Origin of the sequence: Reichenbachiella agarivorans (assembly GCF_025502585.1) — a bacterium.
Lineage (GTDB): Bacteria > Bacteroidota > Bacteroidia > Cytophagales > Cyclobacteriaceae > Reichenbachiella > Reichenbachiella agarivorans.
On sequence record NZ_CP106679.1, the window covers coordinates 1,418,212 to 1,438,752 of the forward strand.

Here is a 20,541-nt window from a genome sequence, read left to right on the forward strand (position 1 = left end):
TTTGTCATGGCTTTTGTGAAAAAGGACAAAAAAAGCGCCAAAATGGGGTGATTAGATCTTCATAGCCACCATTATTGTATAAAACTAGCAGCGAGAAAATATCATCTGATCAAACAATTGATGCACGTGAGTGAAAAGAATATATTGGAGTCATTCTTAAAATCAGAGGCTGTTCTTTCTGTTTCGCTCGATCGGACACTCCAGCAAGAAGAAAATGGAAAAACCAGCCCTCACACAGAGGTCAAGAAAAAGTATGAAAAATGGATTTGATGGTTCGTTCGAAACAAGCAATAAATAATAACTTCCTATAGCACTAACGCATGCGCAACAAAAACACCCTTCCTTGGGTATTGCTCGGGCTGATTTCTCTCATCTGGGGCAGTTCATTTATTCTTATCAAGAAGGGCTTACTGGTTTTTAATGCCCCTGAGTTAGGGACACTGCGTATTTTTATGGCCTCTTTGGTTCTATTGCCTTTTGGCATTCAAGCAATTAAAAGAATCCCAAGAGGAAAAATCCCATACATCTTCATCGTCGGTTTTGTGGGGAGTTACATTCCAGCGATGCTTTTCGCCTATGCGCAAACCAGGGTGGGTAGCGCCATCACTGGGGTCATCAATTCTTTTACTCCGATTTTTGTCTCCCTTTTTGGCGCACTTTTTTTTAATCTACGGATGACAAGAATGTCTGCATTTGGAATCATCATTGGATTTCTCGGCTGCATCTTCATCATGCTGGGTGGCGCCCATTTCGATATCAGCGGAATCAACCTATATGGTTTTTTCATTTTAGCGGCTACCATCATGTACGGTATCAATGCCAACATCATCAAAAGCTTTTTGCCTGAAATCAAAGCATTGGATATTACAGCGGTTTCTTTCTCTCTCATTTTTCCAATTTGCGCCACTTATTTATTCTTGGGTACAGCTTTTACAGACAAGATCAGCAGTGAACCAGATTTTCTAATGGGTTTTGGATACATTGCCATTCTAGGAATAATCGGTACAGCACTAGCCATGTTCATATTCAACAACCTTGTCAAAATGGCTTCTCCAGTATTTGCAGCCTCTTGTACCTATATCATTCCATTGGTTGCGATCATCTGGGGATTGTTAGATGGAGAAACATTGAATATTTACCAGTACTCTGGCGTTGTGATTGTTTTGGTAGGTGTCTATCTTGCCAATCGTAAATAAATCATGGTAGACAGAGAAGAATTTTCCATCGTCAGCAGAGACGGTACCCAATTGGCAGGATATGAATATCTCGTACCACAGCCCAAGGCGATGGTATGTATGATCCATGGGTTGGGTGAACATGCCGGTCGCTACGAGCACGTCGCACAGTTTTTTTGTGAGCACAATATCTCGTTTTATATCATCGACATGAGAGGACACGGTCTCTCTGAGGGTAAGAGGGGACATGCACCCACTTATGAAGCACTGCTCGATGATGTAGAAGAACTCATGATGTATGCTCGATCTGAATACAACGATCTACCGATGTTTCTCTACGGTCACAGTATGGGAGGGAATATTGTGGCTAACTATTGCCTGTTGCGTACCACTGGGGAATTGAAAGGAGTGGTACTTTCATCACCTTGGTTCAGGTTAGTTGCAGAACCACCCACATGGAAAGTCAACCTGGCGAAAAGAATAGCTACGGTTTTGCCATCCTTGACTCAACCCAATAATTTGAATCACCAAGATTTGACCCATGATAAGGCTGTCAACCAATCCTATGCGGATGATCCCATGGTACATTCCAAGATATCGGTCAAGCTGTTCAGCCAATGTTATCAACATAGCAAATGGGCACTTGAAAACTCTGATCGGTTAAAAACCCCAATCTTTTCCTTTCATGGAGCAGATGACCCAATCGTGAATCCATTGGGAACAGAAGCATTTGCGGAGAGCAGACCAGATTTAGTACGCTTTGTATCATTGGCCGAAACCAAACACGAGCCACATAACGATTTGAAACAGAAAGAAGTGTTGGACTTAATAATCGGATGGATTGAAACAAGGGTTTCTTAATCCTCACTTCAACTTCTCATTCTCTTTGTGCCTCATCGCATCACGTTGGGTTTTCTTCTCGATGTTTTTTTCCAGTGCCTTGGTGAGGTCTACCCCTGTTTGATTGGCCAAGCAAATCAATACCCATAGTACATCGGCCATCTCATCTCCAAGATCCTTGCCCATATCGGACTTTTTGAACGATTGGTCACCATAGGTTCTTGCCATGATGCGTGCCAATTCACCTACTTCCTCGGTCAGAATAGTCATGTTGGTCAGCTCATTAAAATAACGAACGCCATATTCTTTGATCCATTGATCTACTTTGGCTTGTGCTTGTTCAATCGTCATTATTGTTTGTTTTTTGAATCGATGATGATCGTGACTGGGCCGTCATTGACCAAAGCTACTTTCATGTCTGCACCAAATTCTCCTGTCTGAATGGGTTTTCCTAAATCACTTTCTAATTGCGCAATGAATTTTTCGTAGAGCGGAATGGCAATTTCTGGTCTGGCAGCTTTGATGTAAGAAGGTCGGTTGCCTTTCTTGGTACTGGCATGCAGTGTGAACTGACTGATCAGGAGAATATCGCCTTCCACATCGATCAAACTCAAATTCATGACGCCAGCCTCGTCTTCAAACAATCTTAGATTCACAATTTTGCGACTGAGCCAGTCAATGTCGTCTTGCGAGTCTTCTGCTTCAATTCCCACCAATATGACAAACCCCACTCCAATACTGCCCTTGACAGACCCGTCAATGGTTACGGATGCTTCAAGCGACTTTTGAACGACTACTATCAAATGTATATTCCTTTTTTCGCGCGATTCTTTGCATCTCTAGCGGTTTGTGAATGTGTATTCCTTTCTCATCGCTGCTTGCGACATAAAACATGGCTTCCGCCACCTGACTTCCTTTGATTGCCCAAAATCTCAATCTCGAACCAATGATGAAAAACGAAAATATTGAAGAAGCCAACTTGGCCATTTCCTCCCAAATCCTAAAATGTGGTCTATAACCCAGCAGAAGTGAAGGCTGATATATATGCAATGCTGGCAAGCCCATTTCCTTTAAAGCTTCTTCCAACTGACCCTTGACGGAATTGTAAAACAAACCAGATTGTGCATTGGCTCCATAGGCTGAGACCAGGTTGAAGGTTTCGAATTGTGGATCAGCTTGAGCTATTTTGGCCAATTCCATGGGATAGGTAAAGTCTACTCTGTAAAATGCTTCTTTGGATTTGGCCTGCGCCATCGTCGTACCCAGACAACAATAATAATCGTGAGCAGATATTTGAGATTGATACTTTTCCAATTCATCAAAATTGACAATCAATTCTTCTATTCTGTTGTCTTTGATTTCAATTGATCTGCGGCCAACAATCAATATTTTAGCATAATGGTCTTTGCTCAATAGGGTATTGAGAAGCTCCCTACCTACTAGACCTGTAGCTCCCACGATCAATGCTGTTTTGCCTGCCATTTATGATTTAGATTGAATTGGACTAAAAAATTAGACACTTACTTGAGAAGAAACAAATAATTGCCCAAGTAATTGAAAAATAAGGAGATATGACTCGAGGTTACAAGATTCACTTTGCAAGACATACACACCCGCATGGATTTGAAATCTAATTTTTTTAGACTAAAAGCTATAAAAAAACCTCAGCCATACGACTGAGGTTCTGTAATCATGCTTATCTTCTAAAATTACAACACGATACCGATGAAGGATTTGAAGGCGATCCCCATCAATCCTGTCAGGATCATGGTGATACCTAGACCTTTCAATCCGTTAGGTACATTGCTGTATTTCAATTTTTCTCTGATGGCAGCTAGTGCGATGATGGCCAAGAACCATCCGAATCCTGAACCAGATCCGTAAGCCGTAGCTTCTACCAATGTATAATCTCTTTGTACCATGAAAAGTGATGCTCCCAAGATCGCACAGTTTACAGCGATCAATGGAAGGAAGATTCCTAGTGATCCGTACAGTGCTGGAGAGACTTTCTCTATGACCATCTCTACCAACTGCACCATGGCAGCAATGATGGCGATGAACATGATAAAGCTCAAGAAGCTCAAATCGATTGATTCAAAATCTGCCCCCATCCAAGTAAGAGCTCCTTCCTTCAAAACATATTCTTGCAACAACCAGTTGATCGGCACAGTGATCGTCAAGACGAAGATCACCGCAGCTCCCAGACCCACGGCCGTAGATACTTTCTTTGACACAGCTAGGAACGAACACATACCCAAGAAGTATGCGAAGATCATGTTGTCAATAAATGCGCTTTTTATAAAAATATTAAATGCTTCCATGTCTCTTAGTGTTCTACGTAACCGTTTTTAGTTCTTTGTATCCAAATGATGATACCCAATACCATAAATGCTCCGATCGAATCAACCATCAAACCATTGGTTGGGATGGCAAATCCAGTGAGGTTTTGAATCGTCCCATATACTGGGAAATCAAATACTGAACCTGATCCCAACAGTTCTCTAAAAAATGCGACTGTCAAGATAATCCAGGCATATCCAAACCCACTACCCAATCCATCAAGGACAGAGTCATAGGCTTTGTTGGCCATGGCAAATGCCTCTAGTCGTCCCATCACGATACAGTTGGTGATGATCAGTCCTACAAAGGCACCCAATACCTTGTACATATCAAACAGATAGGCTTTCAAAAATTCACTTACCAAGGTTACCAAAGTGGCAACAATCGCTAGTTGGACGATGATTCTGATACGTCCTGGGATGATGTTTCTCATCAATGAGATGATGAGATTCGAAAATACCACAACGAAAACTACTGCAATAGACATTACCAAAGTTGGCTGCATCTTGACAGTGACAGCCAGTGCCGAACATATACCCAATACCTGTATGGTAATCGGGTTATCGTCGTTCAGCGGATCAGTAATGAATTTCTTTCTTCTTTTGGAAAATAAAGGTTCCGAAGGCTCCTTGACGATTGCTTGCTCCAAAGTTTCTGTACTCATTTCTTTATCTATTTTTATGGGTTAGACCCAAGTAAATATCCATTAAATATTTTGCTCTTCAGTGACGACTTCTTCCACTTCTTCTACCTCTGGTTTTTTACCAGCTTCTTTGGTCTTTTCGATGAAAGTCTCATAGTACGTCAAGTATTCTTTGAGCATGGCATTGACACCTTTTCCTGTCAAGGTAGCACCAGACATACCATCTATGTGGTGAGAATCCAAAGACTCTCCATTTTCGCCTTTTACCATTGACACAGATTGTAAACTGCCTTGCTCGTCAAAGATTTTCTTGCCTATGTATCTCTGTTGTACTACTGGAGTGGTGATTCTGGCTCCAAGACCCGGAGTTTCTGACTTGTGGTCAAATGCCACTCCTCTGACAGTGTTGAGATCACTATCCAAGGCAACGAATCCTGAAATCCAATCCCAAAGACCTGCTCCAAACATAGGTAATACATAAGAATCAACTTCGTCAGAACCTTCTTTCATGATCATGAAAACAGGATAAGGTCTTGTTTGTACATCTTTCTTGTGATTCTTCTGGAAATCGATTTTTTCAGCGACCAATGGGTTGCCTTTTTCATCTTTCTCCATCAAATCTCCATTGATGTCTACTACGATTGATTTTACTCTTTGATCATATAGATCCAAAATCTCTTGAGGTTTCTTGATGTTGGAAATATCCATCACCGCACCTAAGATTTTCTTTTTTGTATCTAGTTCTACTTGCTTGTCTTGTAGTGGTTTCAATACTACAGATGTACCAGATAGCAATCCGCCCAGTATGATTGTCAATACTGCTGCGAAAACGATGATGTATAAATTAGACCGTTGCACGTTTCAACCTCCTTTTCTTGTTAGCGCCTACCACATAAAAATCGATTAGTGGAGCGAATACGTTCATTAATAATATTGCAAGCATGATTCCTTCTGGATATGCTGGATTAAATACTCGGATGATAATAGTCAGTACACCGATCAAGAAACCATATATCCACTTACCTGTTTCGGTTTGGGCAGCAGTGACAGGGTCAGAAGCCATAAAAACAGCTCCGAATGCCAATCCACCAATCACCAAGTGGTACTGAGCAGGTAGCAACATGTATTCGTTTGCTCCGAACATGTTACATACAGTACCCATCACAAAAGCACCTGCAAATACACTGAAGATGATTTTCCAGCTACCAACACCTGTGATGATCAATACAGCTGCACCGATCAAGCACATCAAAGTAGAGGTTTCACCAATTGATCCTGGCATGATACCGATAAACATGTTCCAGAAATCGTAGATTCCTGCCGTCCAACTGTCATTGAGCATGTCTACCATCGGGGTGGTTCCTTCTACTGCTGCAGCACCAATTGCAAGTGGTGTTGCTCCTGAGAATCCAGCTACTGCTTGTCCATCACCTATGTATGACCATACATCACCAGAAATCTGTGAAGGATAGGCAAAATATAAGAATGCTCTGGCTGTCAAGGCAACATTGAGAATGTTCATCCCTGTACCACCAAATACCTCTTTGCCGATGATCACCGCAAAAGCTGTAGCCAAACCTACTTGCCATAATGGAATAGAGGCAGGCATCACCAAAGGAATCAACATCCCTGTCACCAAGAATCCTTCGTTGACTTCATGCTTGCGGATGGTAGCAAACGTAAACTCGATACCCAATCCTACTGCGTATGAGACAATAACGATCGGAATCACCAAAATTCCTCCCATCAAAAGCTTGTCAGTCAAATCTGCGACTTCTCCAATGGCCAAAAAGTGTTGATGACCTGCGTTCCAAATACCAAAAAGCAAACATGGTATCATGGCGATGATCACGGTCATCATCATTCTCTTCATATCAACTGCATCACGTACTTGTACACCTCTGGCGCTAGTCGTGCTGTTGGGTGCTAGAAACAACGTCTCGTGTGCTTCATATACATAGTAAAACTTCTCCCACTTACCTCCTTTTTCGAAGTTTGGTCGAACTTTTGCAAAAATGTCTTCTATAAATTTCATCTATGCTATTAACTATTTTTTACTAATTCAATTCCCTCTCTCAAAATGGACTGGATCTCATTTTTAGATACATCGATGAATTCACAAAGAGCCAAATCCTCTTCAATCACTTCATAGATACCCAATCCTTCCATGTCATCATAATCTTCTGCCATGATGGCTTTGATCAAATGTGTAGGGAGGATGTCCATAGGCACTACCTTTTCGAAAGATCCTGTCTGCACAAATGCTCTGTGCTGACCTCTCGTGTTGGTATCTAATGTATATTCTTTGTTTTTCCCTCCAAGGAATGACAACAAGCCAAACGCTCTGTGGAAACTCAATTTTTTTGTCGTAGGAGTGATCCAACCAAAGAACTCATAGTAGTCTCCCTCTGGGATGACTGTGACTTGGTTGTGATAGAATCCAAGGTAGCCAGTAGAGTTGATCTGATTGCCAGTCAATACGTTACCAGAGATATATCTTACATGACCTTCTTTAATAGTGCCATCCACTAGTTTGTTGATGGCTGCTCCAGAGTATGTTTTGTAGTACTGAGGCGTTTTTACTTCTGATCCAGCCAATGCGATGATTTTAGAAGCATCGTACTTACCTTCCAAGAAAAGCTTGCCGATTTGTGCTACACCGTATGGGTGTACTGTCCAAGCCACTTCTCCTTTGTTGATGGGATCGATGTGGTGAATCTGTACACCGACATTACCTGCTGGGTGTGGGCCTTCTACTGTATTGATTTGAGCTTTGCTGCTTTTCAAAAAGTCAGCAGAGTCTTTGTTCACATTGATGTGAACTTTGCCAGAGGTCAATTTTGACAAAATCGCAACGCCTGCCTCAAAGTACTTTTCATTTCCCTGAAGGATGAAATTCGTATCAGGAGCCAAAGGGTGTGAATCAAAGGCAGAGATGAAAATTGCTTTTGGGGTGTCTTGTGGACTAGCTACCACACCAAATGGTCTTTGGATGATATTAGGCCAAACACCGCCTTTGGTCATTTGATCGATTACAGCTTCTTTAGATAGGCTGCTGACATCTGCGTGCTTTGAGAAAGATTCGAATTGGATTTCCTTGTCTGCAAGGATTCTGATTTCTAAAATCTTTCTTTTGGCTCCTCTTACCACTTCTGCAATCTCACCACTGACTGGAGCGCAATACATTACGTCTTCCACTTGTTTGTCGATCATGATTGGAGTACCTGCTTTTACAGTATCTCCTTCTTTGACGAGCAATTTGGCTCGACTCATTCCGACGAAATCAGAGGGTTTCAAAGCAAAAGTCTCAGGTAGAGAGAGCTCCGCAATTTTCTTTTCAGCTTTTCCAGCGAGGTTGATGTCAAAACCTTTCTTAAGCTTGATATTCTGAGACATATTCTAGTGCAATAAATCTTGTTTTTGGAAACTTGGCAAAAGTAATAAAAAATTGATCAAAAGGCGGATTACGTAGAATTATCGTCAAAGTAATTGGACACACTTGTTGACTGACAATTTTCATTTCGATTATCCTCTATAAATTGTGGGATGAATGTGCTGAAAATGAGAAAAATGTTGCCAATGCTTGTACTTACAGTTGTAGGTGTTTTGCCAGTTATGGGACAAGGTGTTTCTATGTCTTTCATCATCCCAAAGGATGGCTATTTCTCTGCGCCAGTCAGTCCTTTGTCAGTCAGAGGATTGGGATACAAATGGGGGATGATTGGTTTTGGGACGGGTGCATCGTTGTACAATATGCCTGGACTGCCGATGTCTGATCTACCCTTCGAGGCAGACAAACCTTTGGTTGGTCCGTTTTGGTCTGTGTTGGTGCCGTTGCAGTTAACTCTCGGAGTAGATGGCCAACGCATGTCAGCCAAACTATTGGCTGGAGGCTTTGGGATGTGGCACATCAGTCCTCGACTCAACTATGGCAACCTGGATCGTGCGATTGCGGACTATGAAGGTTGGGATGTCGCCAATGCCGATGTGGAATTGGAAAACAAATTGGGTGGAGGATGGATGACAGGGATGGAACTGGCCTTTCATGTCAACCGGCAATTTTCCATTACTACTGAGGTGGAGTATTTGTCAGGATCCTCAGCCATGCCACTTAGAGGAGATTACCAAGGAGGCACTGCTGGTGGGCAGATTGAGAACAAACCACTAGATTATGCAGATGCCCATGTGATGCTACAAGGGTGGGAGATTTCTATTGGAGTGGTGATCAATAACCGCTAGGACTAGACTGCTTGTCCGACCATTTTTTCTTGGATGTAATCTCGCACTCTCTCCATCAACCACATAGGAGTAGATGTCGCGCCACAGATTCCTATAGAATCACCTGCTTTGATCCAATCGAGATCGAGTTCCTCTTCGCTACCGATGAAGTAACTTCTTTCGTTGAAGTTTTTGCACACACCATATAATGCACGTCCATTGGAGCTTTTCTTTCCACTGACGAAGATGATGACGTTATGTTTCTGTGAGAACTTCTCCATGCTAGGTTCGCGGTTGGACACTTGACGACAAATGCTGTCGTTGGCTTTGAAGTCAGTCACATCAAAAGTCCCTTTGGCTTTTTCGATGCGCTCCTCGATCATGGCTTTGAGTCGGTAGAATCCTTTGGTGCTTTTAGTGGTTTGGCTGTAGAGTGTCACGGGACGAGAAAAGTCAATTTGCTCCAAATCTTCGTCTTCCATCACGATGATGGCTTTTTCTTGGGTTTGACCCGTAAGGCCAATTACCTCTGCATGGCCAGGTTTGCCATAGATCACAATTTGTCCATCTTGCTCTTCCATTTGGTCAAAGGAGCCTTTGACACGGTTTTGGAGTTTGAGGACTACTGGGCAAGAAGCATCTATGAGTTCGATGTTGTTTTCGACAGCCAGTTTGTAGGTTTCTGGAGGCTCTCCGTGTGCACGAATCAAGACTTTACAATCCCTGAGTTCTTTCATTTCCTCACGGTCGATGATCTTGAGACCTTTGGCAGCCAAGCGATCGACTTCCATGTGGTTGTGCACAATGTCACCTAAACAGTAGAGCGAACCACTGTCATTGAGCTCGTCCTCAGCCATCTCGATGGCGTACTCCACTCCAAAACAATATCCCGAATTGCTGTCTATTTCTATTTTCATGGCGCGATTCCTATGTCAAGTTGCAAAATTATAACAAATATCTCCTGATGATCTCTATCCCCAATGCAATTATTCAGCTAAGGTAGTGATTTGACGTGGCTTTACTTTTTTGATAGTATTCCCGTAAGCCGTGGTTTCAATTTCCCCTACATCCTCAGCATTCTGCTCCCAGCCAGTTGTACGATGTGCTCTACTTGCTCTTTGAAGAACATGTGGGTGGTGTCTACCACAATCGCGTCTTCTGGTTTGATCAGGGGGCTTTCGGCTCTGGTCGTGTCGATCAGATCTCGTTTTTTAAGGTTGGCTTTGACATCATCTAGATCGACCAGTTCGTTCTTGTCAAAAAGCTCCTTTTGCCTGCGCTCAGCACGCACATCGAAATCTGCCGTCATAAATATCTTGAGGTCTGCTGTAGGGAACACCACGCTACCAATGTCTCTTCCATCCATCACAATGCCTTTGCTCTTGCCCATCTTTTTTTGCAAGCTCACCATGGCTTCTCGTACAGCCTTGATGGTGCTGACCTGACTCACATTGTCTGAGATTCTCATTTCTCTGATTTCCTTCTCTACATTGAGGCCATTGAGGAAAGTCTCGTTTTGACCTGTGGTCTCATGGCGATGAAAGGTGATGTCAATCTCGGAAAGTGCTCTGGCTACCGACTTAGGGTTGTCCATATCCACATAGTGCTCAAGAAAGTAGAGGGTCACAGAGCGATACATCGCACCAGAGTCCACATACTTGTACTTGAGTAGTGCGGCTACTTGTTTGGCAGTCGAACTCTTGCCGCAGGCTGAGTATCCGTCGATGGCGATGACTATTTTTTTCATGGGCAACAGATGTTTATTGAGGACTTGATACGATCAGCAATCTTTGACTGGACATGGTATGGGTTTGCCAGGTTTGATTTTTCGTGCTTTCCGCTCCTGTGGATATTGAGACGATTTGCATGAACCAAAGCTCAAAAGAGCCATGAGTATAAATAGTGAGAAAAGACGACCTGTATATTTCAAATCAATAATTTTAGTGGGCAAAACAAATATACCTATTATATTGGTATGACAAACATAGGATTTGATCCTTGAATTGCATTCCCAATACAAGTCATTTCTAAGACAATCAATAACTCTCTGAGTGGCAAATACTTTTGATTCAGTCGTCTTTTTCAACCCTGTTTTTTTGTTCTGACATCACCTGATTGTATGAGGGTAAGAATTTATTCTACAAGAGAAAAATCTAGTAGAACACTGTAGGTCGTATATCACCCAAACAATAAACTAAAACTATTATGGAAAAGTCCAATCAAGTAAAATGGCCTGAAATCCTCAGTTTGGCAGCACTCAATGTCGCACTGGTGATCAGCTGGATTGCTTATCATGAATACCAACCCATCCTTTTAGAAAATTTTAGCTTTACGGATTTGTCTTCTTTTTTGGTAATATCCAAAGCAATTATTCTAGTGATTATCCCTCCTATGGCTGGCCTCACAGCGGATTATCTTTTGAGAAAAAACGGCAAATTTTTCGTCATCTTCACCGTAGGCATCGGAGCGACGGCCATGATTTTTATGGTGGTGGCGTCTATCATCGGTGCAGGCCCAGCCAATGACCTAAAAGTATTCTTGCCATACATGATTTTGCTATGGTTGATCTCTATGAATCTATTCGTGAGTCCGGCTTACTCTATGATTGAGGCCTTTGCTCCTGCCAAAAAGCTCCCTGTCGTCGTGGGATTCTTGTTTTTGGTGACCGAGCTGATTTATGCCTTAGAACCAGTGGTTGTTTCGTTAGTTCGATTTTTTGGTGATACCCTGACCTTTATTGTTGGGGGCGTGTTGATCTCTGTGAGTGGCTTCTTCTTTCACAAGATCTGTTCGGCCAATGTGATGTCATTTAGAAAAGACAATGCTAATGCGACCAAGAAAAAAACCAGTGTGTCTGCCTATGTTGCCATCATCGGAGTTGGGTTTTTCTTGGGAGCAGGCAAGGCAGTGCTTGTAGAATACTTCCCAGGATTCATAGCTATCAATTTCCCTAATCATGAACAATTGGCCGCTTACTTTTCATTGGGTCTGCTCGCCTTCTCCGCAATCTTTGCCTTCTTGATCAGTAACAAGGTTTCACAGATGGACATCAAAAAAGTAATCGTTATGAGCTTCTTGCTATTCGTAGTTGGGGCTCTGGGTATTCTCTTTTCACCAAGTCTATATTTCACCCTATTTGCAGGAGTGGTAGTAGCTGCTGGCTTTGGGTTGATCAACTTGGTGGGGATACCCTTTGCGATAGCCAACTTATCAGCCAGACACATCACCTATGGTATTGGGATTTTTATTGGAGCATCCGAACTACTAACAGGGATTTTTGAAATTGTATTGAACTAATCGAAATAGAGAACAATGATGTTGGAAGGTGAGGTGTAGTGACATCTCACCTTTTTTATCTACATGGGTTTATTATAGTTTCTATAAAGACGGATTTTGTTAACTTCGGGCGCAAAACAGCCAAGCTAATCTCATGATGCAAAAAATATTATTCCTCCTTGCCTTAGGGTTTATTCTCAGTACTTGTGGACAAGAAAAGACCACCAATTTTGATAGTCCCAAGAGTCTTTTTGTCGATTACATTTCTGGGTACACAACCGAAGTAATCAGCACTAGCTCGGATATCAAAGTCAAACTCTCTAAGAGTATTGAAGGAAAGGCAGCAGGAGCTGAAGAAGTAGGTGGTTTGTTCAAGTTCAAGCCCGAAATCCAAGGCAGTACCTCATGGGAAGACGACCGAACCATCGTATTTCATCCTGCCCAAAAACTAGCTCCTGGTACAGAGTACCAAGTAATCTTCAAAATCGGTGAGTTGGTAGAGACACCTGCTGACCAAAAAGTGTTCAAGTTTTCTTTCAAAACCTTGATCCAAAACTATCAAGTGGAGCTGAAAGGACTTTCTCTCTATGATGTCAAGGACTTGACGAAAGTTAAACTGACGGGTGTGTTGCAAACTGCGGATTTGGCAGACTATTCTGTCGTCGAAAAAATCATCACTGCAACACAGTCGGGCAAAGCCTTGGACATTCTTTGGACGCATGATGAAGTCAAAAAAACCCACAATTTCAGCATAGAAAAGGTAGCTCGTACCGAAAAGGAATCTGAAGTAAAGGTGAGTTGGACAGGAAAGCCCATAGAGGTGGATTACTCTGATGATGAGATTTATACGATCCCGTCACTGAATGATTACAAAATCACGAATGTTTATGTCAACCGTGGTTCGGACAATTTTATTTCAGTAGTTTTTTCTGATCCACTCAAAACCAAGCAAAACCTAAATGGATTCATCACCCTCAACGAAAATGAACCTCGATATGTCATTGATCAAAACGTATTGAAGGTTTATCCAACAGCAGAGTTGTCTGGTGAGGTCGAGTTGAAGATATTCAAAGAGATCAAAAACATGGCTGGTCATAGCCTGAAAGAGGACTATGTTACCACCTTTAGCATTACACAATCTAAACCTGATGTAAGGATTGTTGCCAATTCTGGAGTGATCATTCCTAATTCGGATGGGTTGATCATGCCTTTCGAAGCAGTAGGGCTAAAGGCCGTGGATGTGACCATCATCCGCATTTTCAATGACAATGTGTTTCAGTACCTGCAGGTCAATGATTTGGGCTACTCGGATGAATTGAGCAGAGTGGGTCGTCCAGTGATGAAAAAGACCATCAATCTGATGAGTGCTGGTGTCACGGATCTCAATACTTGGAATCGTTTTACTTTGGATTTGGCGGATGTATTCAAGATAGATCCAGGGGCAATCTATGAAGTGCAAATGGGCTTTCGTCCGCAGCATTCTATCTACTTCTGCGATAAAGGGGAGGCAAATCAAGATCTGTCTTTTGAAGACGAAAGTTGGGAGGACCTAGAAGAAGGTAGCAATTGGGATTATTATGACTACTACTATGACGACAGTTACGATTGGAGACAAAGAGAAAACCCATGTCATGCTTCTTACTACATGTACAGAGACAAGGTCAAAAAAATGCTCTTTGCATCCAATTTAGGATTGATGGCCAAAAGAGCCGACGAAGGAGATTTGCATATTTTTGTCAGTGATTTGTTGACCACCAAGGCTTTGGGAGATATCAGTTTTGCAGTCTATGATTACCAGCATCAAATCGTAGGGTCTGGAATCTCAAACAGCAAGGGAGAAGCAAAAGTCAAAATAGATGGCAAGCCCTTTGTGCTCATCGCCAAGCAAGGCAATCAATTTGCCTACCTCAAACTCAACGATGCTTCCTCACTTTCTCTCAGCAATTTCAATGTAGCAGGTCAGGAAGTCCAAAAGGGAATCAAAGGGTTCATCTATGGCGAACGTGGCGTGTGGAGACCTGGTGATGACATTCATTTGTCCTTTATTCTAGAGGACCAACAAAAACGTTTGCCAGCAGGCTACCCAGTGGTGATGGAATTGAAAAACCCAATGGGTCAAGTCGTGAAAAAAATGGTCAAAAAAGGATCTGCGGAGGGATTGTTCAACTTCACAGTCAGCACAGCGCCTGAAGATCCAACAGGACATTGGCAGGCGGTGATTTCTGCAGGTGGCGTGAAGTTCAGCAAAGACCTTCGCATAGAAACAGTCAAACCCAATCGACTGAAAATTGATTTAGATTTTCACAAAGATCGTCTCTCGGCAGAGGATGAAAACATGGTCGGTGACCTCAATGTGAAATGGCTCCATGGAGCAGTTGCCAAAGGACTGAAAGCGGAGTTTGACATGAGCTTGACTCCTATCAAAACGGTCTTTGACAAATATCCTAATTATAGCTTTGATGACAATTCAAAGTATTTTTATGCAGGTCAGGAGGAAGTGTTTTCTGGGACGCTGGATCAAAATGGCCATGCTTCTGTCAACGTGAACGTAGGCACCAATGAGAATGCCCCTGGGGCATTGCGTGCGGTGTTTACAGGCAAGGTATATGAAGAAGGAGGTAATTTTAGCATCGACAAAATTTCTATTCCCTACTATCCTTATATCTCATTTGTAGGAATTCAGATACCCGAGGGAGACAAACGTGGGATGCTGCTGACTGACAAGGATCAGCCTATTCAGATAGCTACCGTGGATGCCCAAGGCAATCCGATTTCACGAGACGGATTGGAACTTGAACTTTACAAACTAGAGTGGAAATGGTGGTGGGATCAAAGTTCCAACCAAGTAAGTAACTACATCAACCGAGATTACCAAAGTCCCATCCAGTCTGCAACACTGGATAGCAGAAGTGGCAAGGCATCTTGGGACTTGAGAATCAACTATCCAGAATGGGGGCGATATTTTATCCGTGTGACAGATCCGATTTCAGGGCATAGCTCAGGCAAAATTGTCTTCATCGACTGGCCAGGTTGGGCTGGTAAGGGCAAACGTGGTGACAGTGGTGGTGTCAGCATGCTGAACTTCGAGTTGGAGAAAGAAGAATACAAAGTCGGAGACAAAATCAAAATCAACATCCCAAGTAGCAAGGGATCGAAAATCATCACCAGTTTGGAAACAGGGGATAGAATCATCCAATCGTTTTGGATAGATACAGAGGATGAGTCTACGACAATTGAGTTTGAAGCGACGGCAGACATGGCGCCAAATGTCTATGCGAATATTTCGATGATTCAGCCGCATGGTCAGACAGTCAATGACCTGCCAATTCGTATGTATGGTGTACAATCCATCAAGGTAGTCGATCCAAATACGACACTGTATCCTGAGATCAAAATGCCACAGGAACTATCCCCCGAGCAGGAGTTCACCGTCACGGTCAAAGAAAAATCAGGCAGAAAAATGGCTTATACTTTGGCGATGGTAGAGGACGGCCTATTGGATCTGACGAAATACAAAACCCCATCTCCTTGGTCTAGCTTTTATGCCAAAGAATCTCTCGGGATCAAAACATGGGATGTTTATGACGATGTGATTGGTGCCTATGGTGGCAAGATTGAAAGACTCCTTGCGATCGGTGGAGATGCCGAATTAGAAGCAGACGGCAAGAAGAACCAAACTGCTAACCGTTTCAAACCTGTCGTGAAATACATGGGTCCGTTTGTCTTGGAGACTGGCAAGACTGCCACACATACGATCAAAATGCCACAATACGTCGGTAGTGTACGGACTATGGTCGTGGCTGCATACGAAGGGGCTTATGGTTCTGCGGAGGTTACCACGCCCGTAAGGCAACCCGTGATGGTCGTGGCGACTTTGCCTAGAGTCGTAGGGCCTGATGAGGAGATCAGTATTCCCGTGACGGTTTTTGTCAATGATGACAAAGTCAAATCGGTCAATGTCAGCGTCAGCAGTGAATCAGGATTGAAACTGGTAGGTAGTGCGACACAGACAGTCGCATTTGACAAGACGGGAGAGAAGGTGGTGTATTTCAAGGCAAAAGCTGGAAGACAATTGGGAATTGCCAAAGTCAAAGTAGAAGCCAAATCTGGTAAGCATGTAGCCCAGTACGATGTGGAGATGAACCTCAGAGCTCCCAATCCGATGATGACGGATGTCAGTGACAAATTTCTATCCGCAGGAGAAAATTGGCAAGCCAACTATGCTCCGCTAGGAATGATAGGCACCAACACTGCAAGTCTGGAAATATCAAGCCTGCCTCCGCTCAATCTAGAGCAGCGCATGCAGTATTTGATTCAGTATCCTCATGGCTGCATAGAGCAGACGGTTTCGTCAGTGTTTGCGCAGCTCTATTTGGGTGACTTGACTGCAGTGAGTTCGCAAGACAAAACCAGAATAGAAGGAAACATCACGGCGGCCATACAGAGACTGCGAACCTTCCAGACCAACAACGGAGGTTTTACTTACTGGCCAGGTCAAGTGGAGGAAAGTGACTGGGGTACCAACTATGCTGGACATTTCTTGGTGGAGGCCAAAAATGCTGGATACGCCGTGCCAGAGGGAATGTTGAGTGCCTGGATCAAATATCAGAAGCGCCAAGCCAATGATTGGTCTAAGGGCAACCGTCGCAGAAGTGATTTGGTGCAAGCCTACCGAGTGTATGGTTTGGCACTAGCTGGAGAGAAAAATGTTGGTGCCATGAATCGTCTCAAAGAAACTGAGCAGCTGTCTAGTACAGCCAAATGGAGACTCGCATTGGCGTATGCCATCGCAGGTTACCCAGATGTCGCCAATCAGTTGGTGACGGACTTGAGCACTACAGTCGAGGATTACAACGAACAATCCTATACATACGGGTCAGCCAGCAGAGACGAAGCGATGATTTTGGAGACTTTGTCTTATTTGGATCGCAAGGAAGATGCCTTCCCAGTCTTAGAAAGAATCGCCAAACGAATGGGAGACAAAAACTACTGGATGAGTACCCAGAGTACCGCTTTTTGTTTGATAGGAGTCAAAGCATATACGAAAGACATAGGTGTCAACAGTGTAAAGTTTGAAGTGAAGGAAGGAAGCTCCAATGTGGACATCAACACAGGTCGATACCTCACTACAGTTTCGCTCCAGTCCAAAGACAAGGCAGTTCCCCTGTCAGTGAGCAACAAGGGTAACTCACCGATTTACGTCCGATTGATTCGCAATGGCATTCCGCTGGAGGGAGCAGAAAAAGCAGCTGCTCGAAACATCGCTTTCACGGTGAGATATGTGGATGACAAGGGCAAGGAATTGACCACAGATCAGATCAAGCAAAACACGAACTTCTCAGCCATCATGACGGTACAAAATACTGGTGTCAATGGTGACTATGAGGAGTTGGCGTTGACACATATTTTCCCATCAGGCTGGGAGATTCTCAACGACAGATTGAATGGTGATTCTCCGACATCTTCTTATGATGTACCGGAATATGCAGATATACGAGATGACCGTGTCATGATCTATTTTGATCTCAAGGCCCATCAAAAGAAGTCCTTTGAGGTCAAATTGAACTCTGCCTACCGAGGCAACTATTACATGCCAGCGGTGATAGTGGAGGCGATGTACGATCATAATATCTATGCCAACACTGCAGGCAAATGGATCAAAGTTGAATAGCATAAAGCATTTCATATCAAAGAGATCAAGACGCCAAAGGATACTGATTGCAGTGCCTTTGGTGTCTTTGTTTTTATTCCTACTGATACCGCTGCCTGATCCGATATTTGATGTGGGTTATGCGACCACTTTGGAGACACGAGAGGGCAGGTTGCTAGGAGCTATGATTGCGGAGGATGGACAGTGGCGTTTCCCTGCCCAAGACAGTGTGCCGTACAAGTTTGAGGTGGGTATCAAGCTTTTCGAAGACGAGTATTTTGATCAGCACTTTGGTATCAATCCTGTTTCTACTGTCAAGGCTTTGTTGTCCAACATCCAAGCAGGCGAAATCAAAAGAGGAGGTAGTACACTCAGCATGCAAGTGATCCGCATGGCGAGAAACAACCCAAGCCGGACTATTTTAGAGAAATGCCTTGAGATGTTGATGGCACTGAAGCTGGAGTTGTTTTACTCCAAACAAGAAATCCTAGCACTCTATGCTTCGCATGCTCCATTTGGCGGCAATGTCGTAGGCTTGGATGCTGCGGCGTGGCGTTACTACGGTCGGTCGTCCAGTCAATTGTCTTGGGGCGAGGCGACAGCTTTGGCAGTATTGCCCAATAGTCCAGCATTGATTTTCCCTGGCAAGAATGAGAATTTCTTGGAGGAAAAAAGGAACAGATTGCTGCGCAAATTGCTAGACAGAGCAGTAATAGATTCGCTGACTTATCGACTGGCGATTGAGGAGGAATTGCCGGGACGACCCAAAGACCTTCCCCGATTGGCTCCCCACCTATTGACCCGAGCCAACAAGGATGGCAAAAGACAACAGAGAATAGTGACAACCTTAGACCCACGACTGCAAAGCTTGGTAAGTCAGCGAGCCAACGACCATATCCAAGAATGGAAACACAACCATATCCACAATGCGGCAGTACTGGTGGTCGAGATAGAGACGGGTGAGGTCAAAGCCTATATCGGCAATGTAGCATCTGGTGCACTGCACGGTGAGGAGGTCGATGTGATACCAGCTTTGCGAAGTACGGGCAGCTTGCTCAAACCATTTTTGTATGCGGCTGCCATTGACGAAGGGTTGATAGCTCCCCAGCAGTTGCTCAAGGATTTTCCTTTGATTCACAAAGGCTTTGCTCCCCAAAATTTTGACAGGAAATACAGAGGGGCTGTGGCTGCCGACGAAGCTTTGAGACGCTCGCTCAACTTGCCGTTTGTGAATTTGCTCATAGATTATGGATACGAGAGATTTCATCAACAGCTGCGAAACATGGGAATGAAAAACCTGAGGTATTCTGCTGATCACTACGGTCTTTCGATCATTTTGGGAGGCTCAGAGTCGTCATTGTGGGAAATGACCAATATGTACTCAAATATGTACAGAAGTTATAATAATGGAATAAAGCGCTCTATTACAGCATCTTACAACCCGTCTGATTATGCTCAGTTGGTTTATTCCATTGATCAAGTGCCTGCGGGAGATTTGGGAGTGATGGGTCAGCCGATGAGTATTGCGGCGAGTTGGGCTACCCTTAGTGCGATGACTGGACTGACCAGACCAGAGGAATATGAAGAATGGGAGCAGATCAGTGGCTCAGAAAATGTGGCATGGAAGACAGGTACGAGCTATGGGTTTCGGGATGCCTGGGCCATCGGGATCAATGGGAAGTATGCCGTCGGTGTGTGGGTGGGCAATGCGGATGGTGAAGGTCGTCCTGCCCTCGTCGGGGTACGTGCAGCTGCGCCCTTGATGTTCTCTGTCTTTTCGTTCCTAGATGGAAAATTGGATTTGCCTGTTCCTACCGCCGAAACCATTTCTGAAAGTATTTGTATCCAAAGTGGCCAAAGAGCCAATCCACATTGTGTGCAAGTGGAGGCTCGCACGGTACCAGCGACAGTTGCACGTGCCCCAGTCTGTGAATACCATCAGCTGTTGCACCTAGACAGTACAGAGAGATACCAAGTCAACAGTAGCTGCTATCCAGTACAGGCTATGAAGCACCAGAGTTGGTTTGTACTCCCTCCAGTACAGGCATGGTACTATCGTCAGTATCATTCGGATTATGACGAGGCACCTGAATTTTTGCAAGCCTGTGATGAACAAGATTCCAAAGAGGTGATGACCTTCATCTACCCCAAGAATCGGAGTAAGATTTTCATCCCAAATGAAGTCGAAGGCAAGCGTGGCAAAGCAATTTTTGAGCTGGCACATCGGGACAATCAGCAAAAGGTGTTTTGGCACTTGGATGGAGAATACCTGGGTCAGACCACTTCACCTCATCAGATGGGAATCACTACCGGAGCAGGTGAGCATCTTCTTTATCTCCTAGATGGAGAAGGACATTCGCAGGAATTAATATTTACGGTCGTCAACAATTAAATAGAAG

The 20,541-nt window shown here is 43.7% G+C and carries 17 protein-coding genes; 7 read left to right on the forward strand and 10 right to left on the reverse strand.

Features of this window, described 5'->3' with window-relative positions:
* Positions 1–126 precede the first annotated feature (126 nt).
* From N6H18_RS05960 to N6H18_RS05970, 3 genes are read left to right on the forward strand one after another with little or no spacing between them, the layout of a single operon-like run.
* Entirely contained in the window at positions 127–270 is a 144-nt protein-coding gene (locus N6H18_RS05960) for a hypothetical protein (protein WP_262310925.1), read from the forward strand.
* Positions 271–320: 50 nt separating this feature from the next.
* Positions 321–1,196 carry a DMT family transporter gene (locus N6H18_RS05965; RefSeq protein WP_262310926.1) on the forward strand — a complete coding sequence of 292 codons (876 nt, stop codon included), beginning with the start codon at positions 321–323 and terminating at the stop codon, positions 1,194–1,196.
* 3 nt (positions 1,197–1,199) lie between these two features.
* Positions 1,200–2,036, forward strand: a complete 837-nt coding sequence (locus tag N6H18_RS05970; RefSeq protein WP_262310927.1) for an alpha/beta hydrolase — start codon at positions 1,200–1,202, stop codon at positions 2,034–2,036.
* Between the two features lie 3 nt (positions 2,037–2,039).
* Here N6H18_RS05970 and N6H18_RS05975 read toward each other — a convergent pair whose 3' ends face one another.
* The 8 genes from N6H18_RS05975 to N6H18_RS06010 form a co-directional block, all read right to left on the reverse strand.
* Positions 2,040–2,366, reverse strand: coding sequence for a nucleotide pyrophosphohydrolase (locus N6H18_RS05975; protein ID WP_262310928.1), 327 nt, complete (start codon positions 2,364–2,366; stop codon positions 2,040–2,042).
* A complete protein-coding gene (dtd, locus tag N6H18_RS05980) occupies positions 2,366–2,818 on the reverse strand; it encodes a D-aminoacyl-tRNA deacylase (protein ID WP_262310929.1) in 453 nt (150 codons plus the stop codon). Before dtd ends, N6H18_RS05975 begins: the two co-directional genes overlap by 1 nt.
* On the reverse strand, positions 2,790–3,497 hold the full coding sequence (locus N6H18_RS05985; RefSeq protein WP_262310930.1) for an NAD-dependent epimerase/dehydratase family protein: 708 nt from the start codon (positions 3,495–3,497) through the stop codon (positions 2,790–2,792). Before N6H18_RS05985 ends, dtd begins: the two co-directional genes overlap by 29 nt.
* Before the next feature lie 227 nt (positions 3,498–3,724).
* Positions 3,725–4,336 (reverse strand): NADH:ubiquinone reductase (Na(+)-transporting) subunit E, encoded by a 612-nt coding sequence (gene nqrE, locus N6H18_RS05990; RefSeq protein ID WP_262310931.1) that lies wholly within the window; start codon positions 4,334–4,336, stop codon positions 3,725–3,727.
* 5 nt (positions 4,337–4,341) lie between these two features.
* Complete coding sequence (locus tag N6H18_RS05995) at positions 4,342–5,019, reverse strand: NADH:ubiquinone reductase (Na(+)-transporting) subunit D (RefSeq protein WP_262310932.1); 678 nt, start codon at positions 5,017–5,019, stop codon at positions 4,342–4,344.
* Between the two features lie 42 nt (positions 5,020–5,061).
* Complete coding sequence (gene nqrC / locus N6H18_RS06000; protein WP_262310933.1) at positions 5,062–5,856, reverse strand: NADH:ubiquinone reductase (Na(+)-transporting) subunit C; 795 nt, start codon at positions 5,854–5,856, stop codon at positions 5,062–5,064.
* On the reverse strand, positions 5,843–7,033 hold the full coding sequence (locus N6H18_RS06005) for an NADH:ubiquinone reductase (Na(+)-transporting) subunit B (RefSeq protein ID WP_262310934.1): 1,191 nt from the start codon (positions 7,031–7,033) through the stop codon (positions 5,843–5,845). Before N6H18_RS06005 ends, nqrC begins: the two co-directional genes overlap by 14 nt.
* 8 nt (positions 7,034–7,041) lie before the next feature.
* Entirely contained in the window at positions 7,042–8,394 is a 1,353-nt protein-coding gene (locus tag N6H18_RS06010) for a Na(+)-translocating NADH-quinone reductase subunit A (protein WP_262310935.1), read from the reverse strand.
* 183 nt (positions 8,395–8,577) lie between these two features.
* On the opposite strand from N6H18_RS06010, the gene N6H18_RS06015 reads away from it, so the two are divergent.
* Positions 8,578–9,237: a hypothetical protein gene (locus tag N6H18_RS06015; protein WP_262310936.1), complete on the forward strand. Its 660-nt coding sequence runs from the start codon at positions 8,578–8,580 to the stop codon at positions 9,235–9,237.
* Positions 9,238–9,239: 2 nt separating this feature from the next.
* Here the strand turns inward: N6H18_RS06015 and N6H18_RS06020 are convergent, their stop codons facing one another.
* Together N6H18_RS06020 and cmk are read right to left on the reverse strand one after the other, a co-directional pair.
* Positions 9,240–10,133: a 4-hydroxy-3-methylbut-2-enyl diphosphate reductase gene (locus N6H18_RS06020; RefSeq protein ID WP_262310937.1), complete on the reverse strand. Its 894-nt coding sequence runs from the start codon at positions 10,131–10,133 to the stop codon at positions 9,240–9,242.
* A 146-nt stretch (positions 10,134–10,279) separates the two neighbouring features.
* Entirely contained in the window at positions 10,280–10,963 is a 684-nt protein-coding gene (gene cmk / locus N6H18_RS06025; RefSeq protein ID WP_262310938.1) for a (d)CMP kinase, read from the reverse strand.
* A gap of 458 nt (positions 10,964–11,421) precedes the next feature.
* On the opposite strand from cmk, the gene N6H18_RS06030 reads away from it, so the two are divergent.
* The 3 genes from N6H18_RS06030 (at position 11,422) to pbpC (ending at position 20,534) form a co-directional block, all read left to right on the forward strand.
* Positions 11,422–12,513, forward strand: a complete 1,092-nt coding sequence (locus N6H18_RS06030) for a hypothetical protein (protein WP_262310939.1) — start codon at positions 11,422–11,424, stop codon at positions 12,511–12,513.
* 133 nt (positions 12,514–12,646) lie between these two features.
* Complete coding sequence (locus tag N6H18_RS06035; RefSeq protein WP_262310940.1) at positions 12,647–18,163, forward strand: alpha-2-macroglobulin family protein; 5,517 nt, start codon at positions 12,647–12,649, stop codon at positions 18,161–18,163.
* The gene (gene pbpC, locus N6H18_RS06040) at positions 18,156–20,534 is read left to right on the forward strand and encodes a penicillin-binding protein 1C (protein ID WP_262310941.1); all 2,379 of its coding nucleotides are present in this window, start codon (positions 18,156–18,158) and stop codon (positions 20,532–20,534) included. Before N6H18_RS06035 ends, pbpC begins: the two co-directional genes overlap by 8 nt.
* Positions 20,535–20,541: the final 7 nt, after the last annotated feature.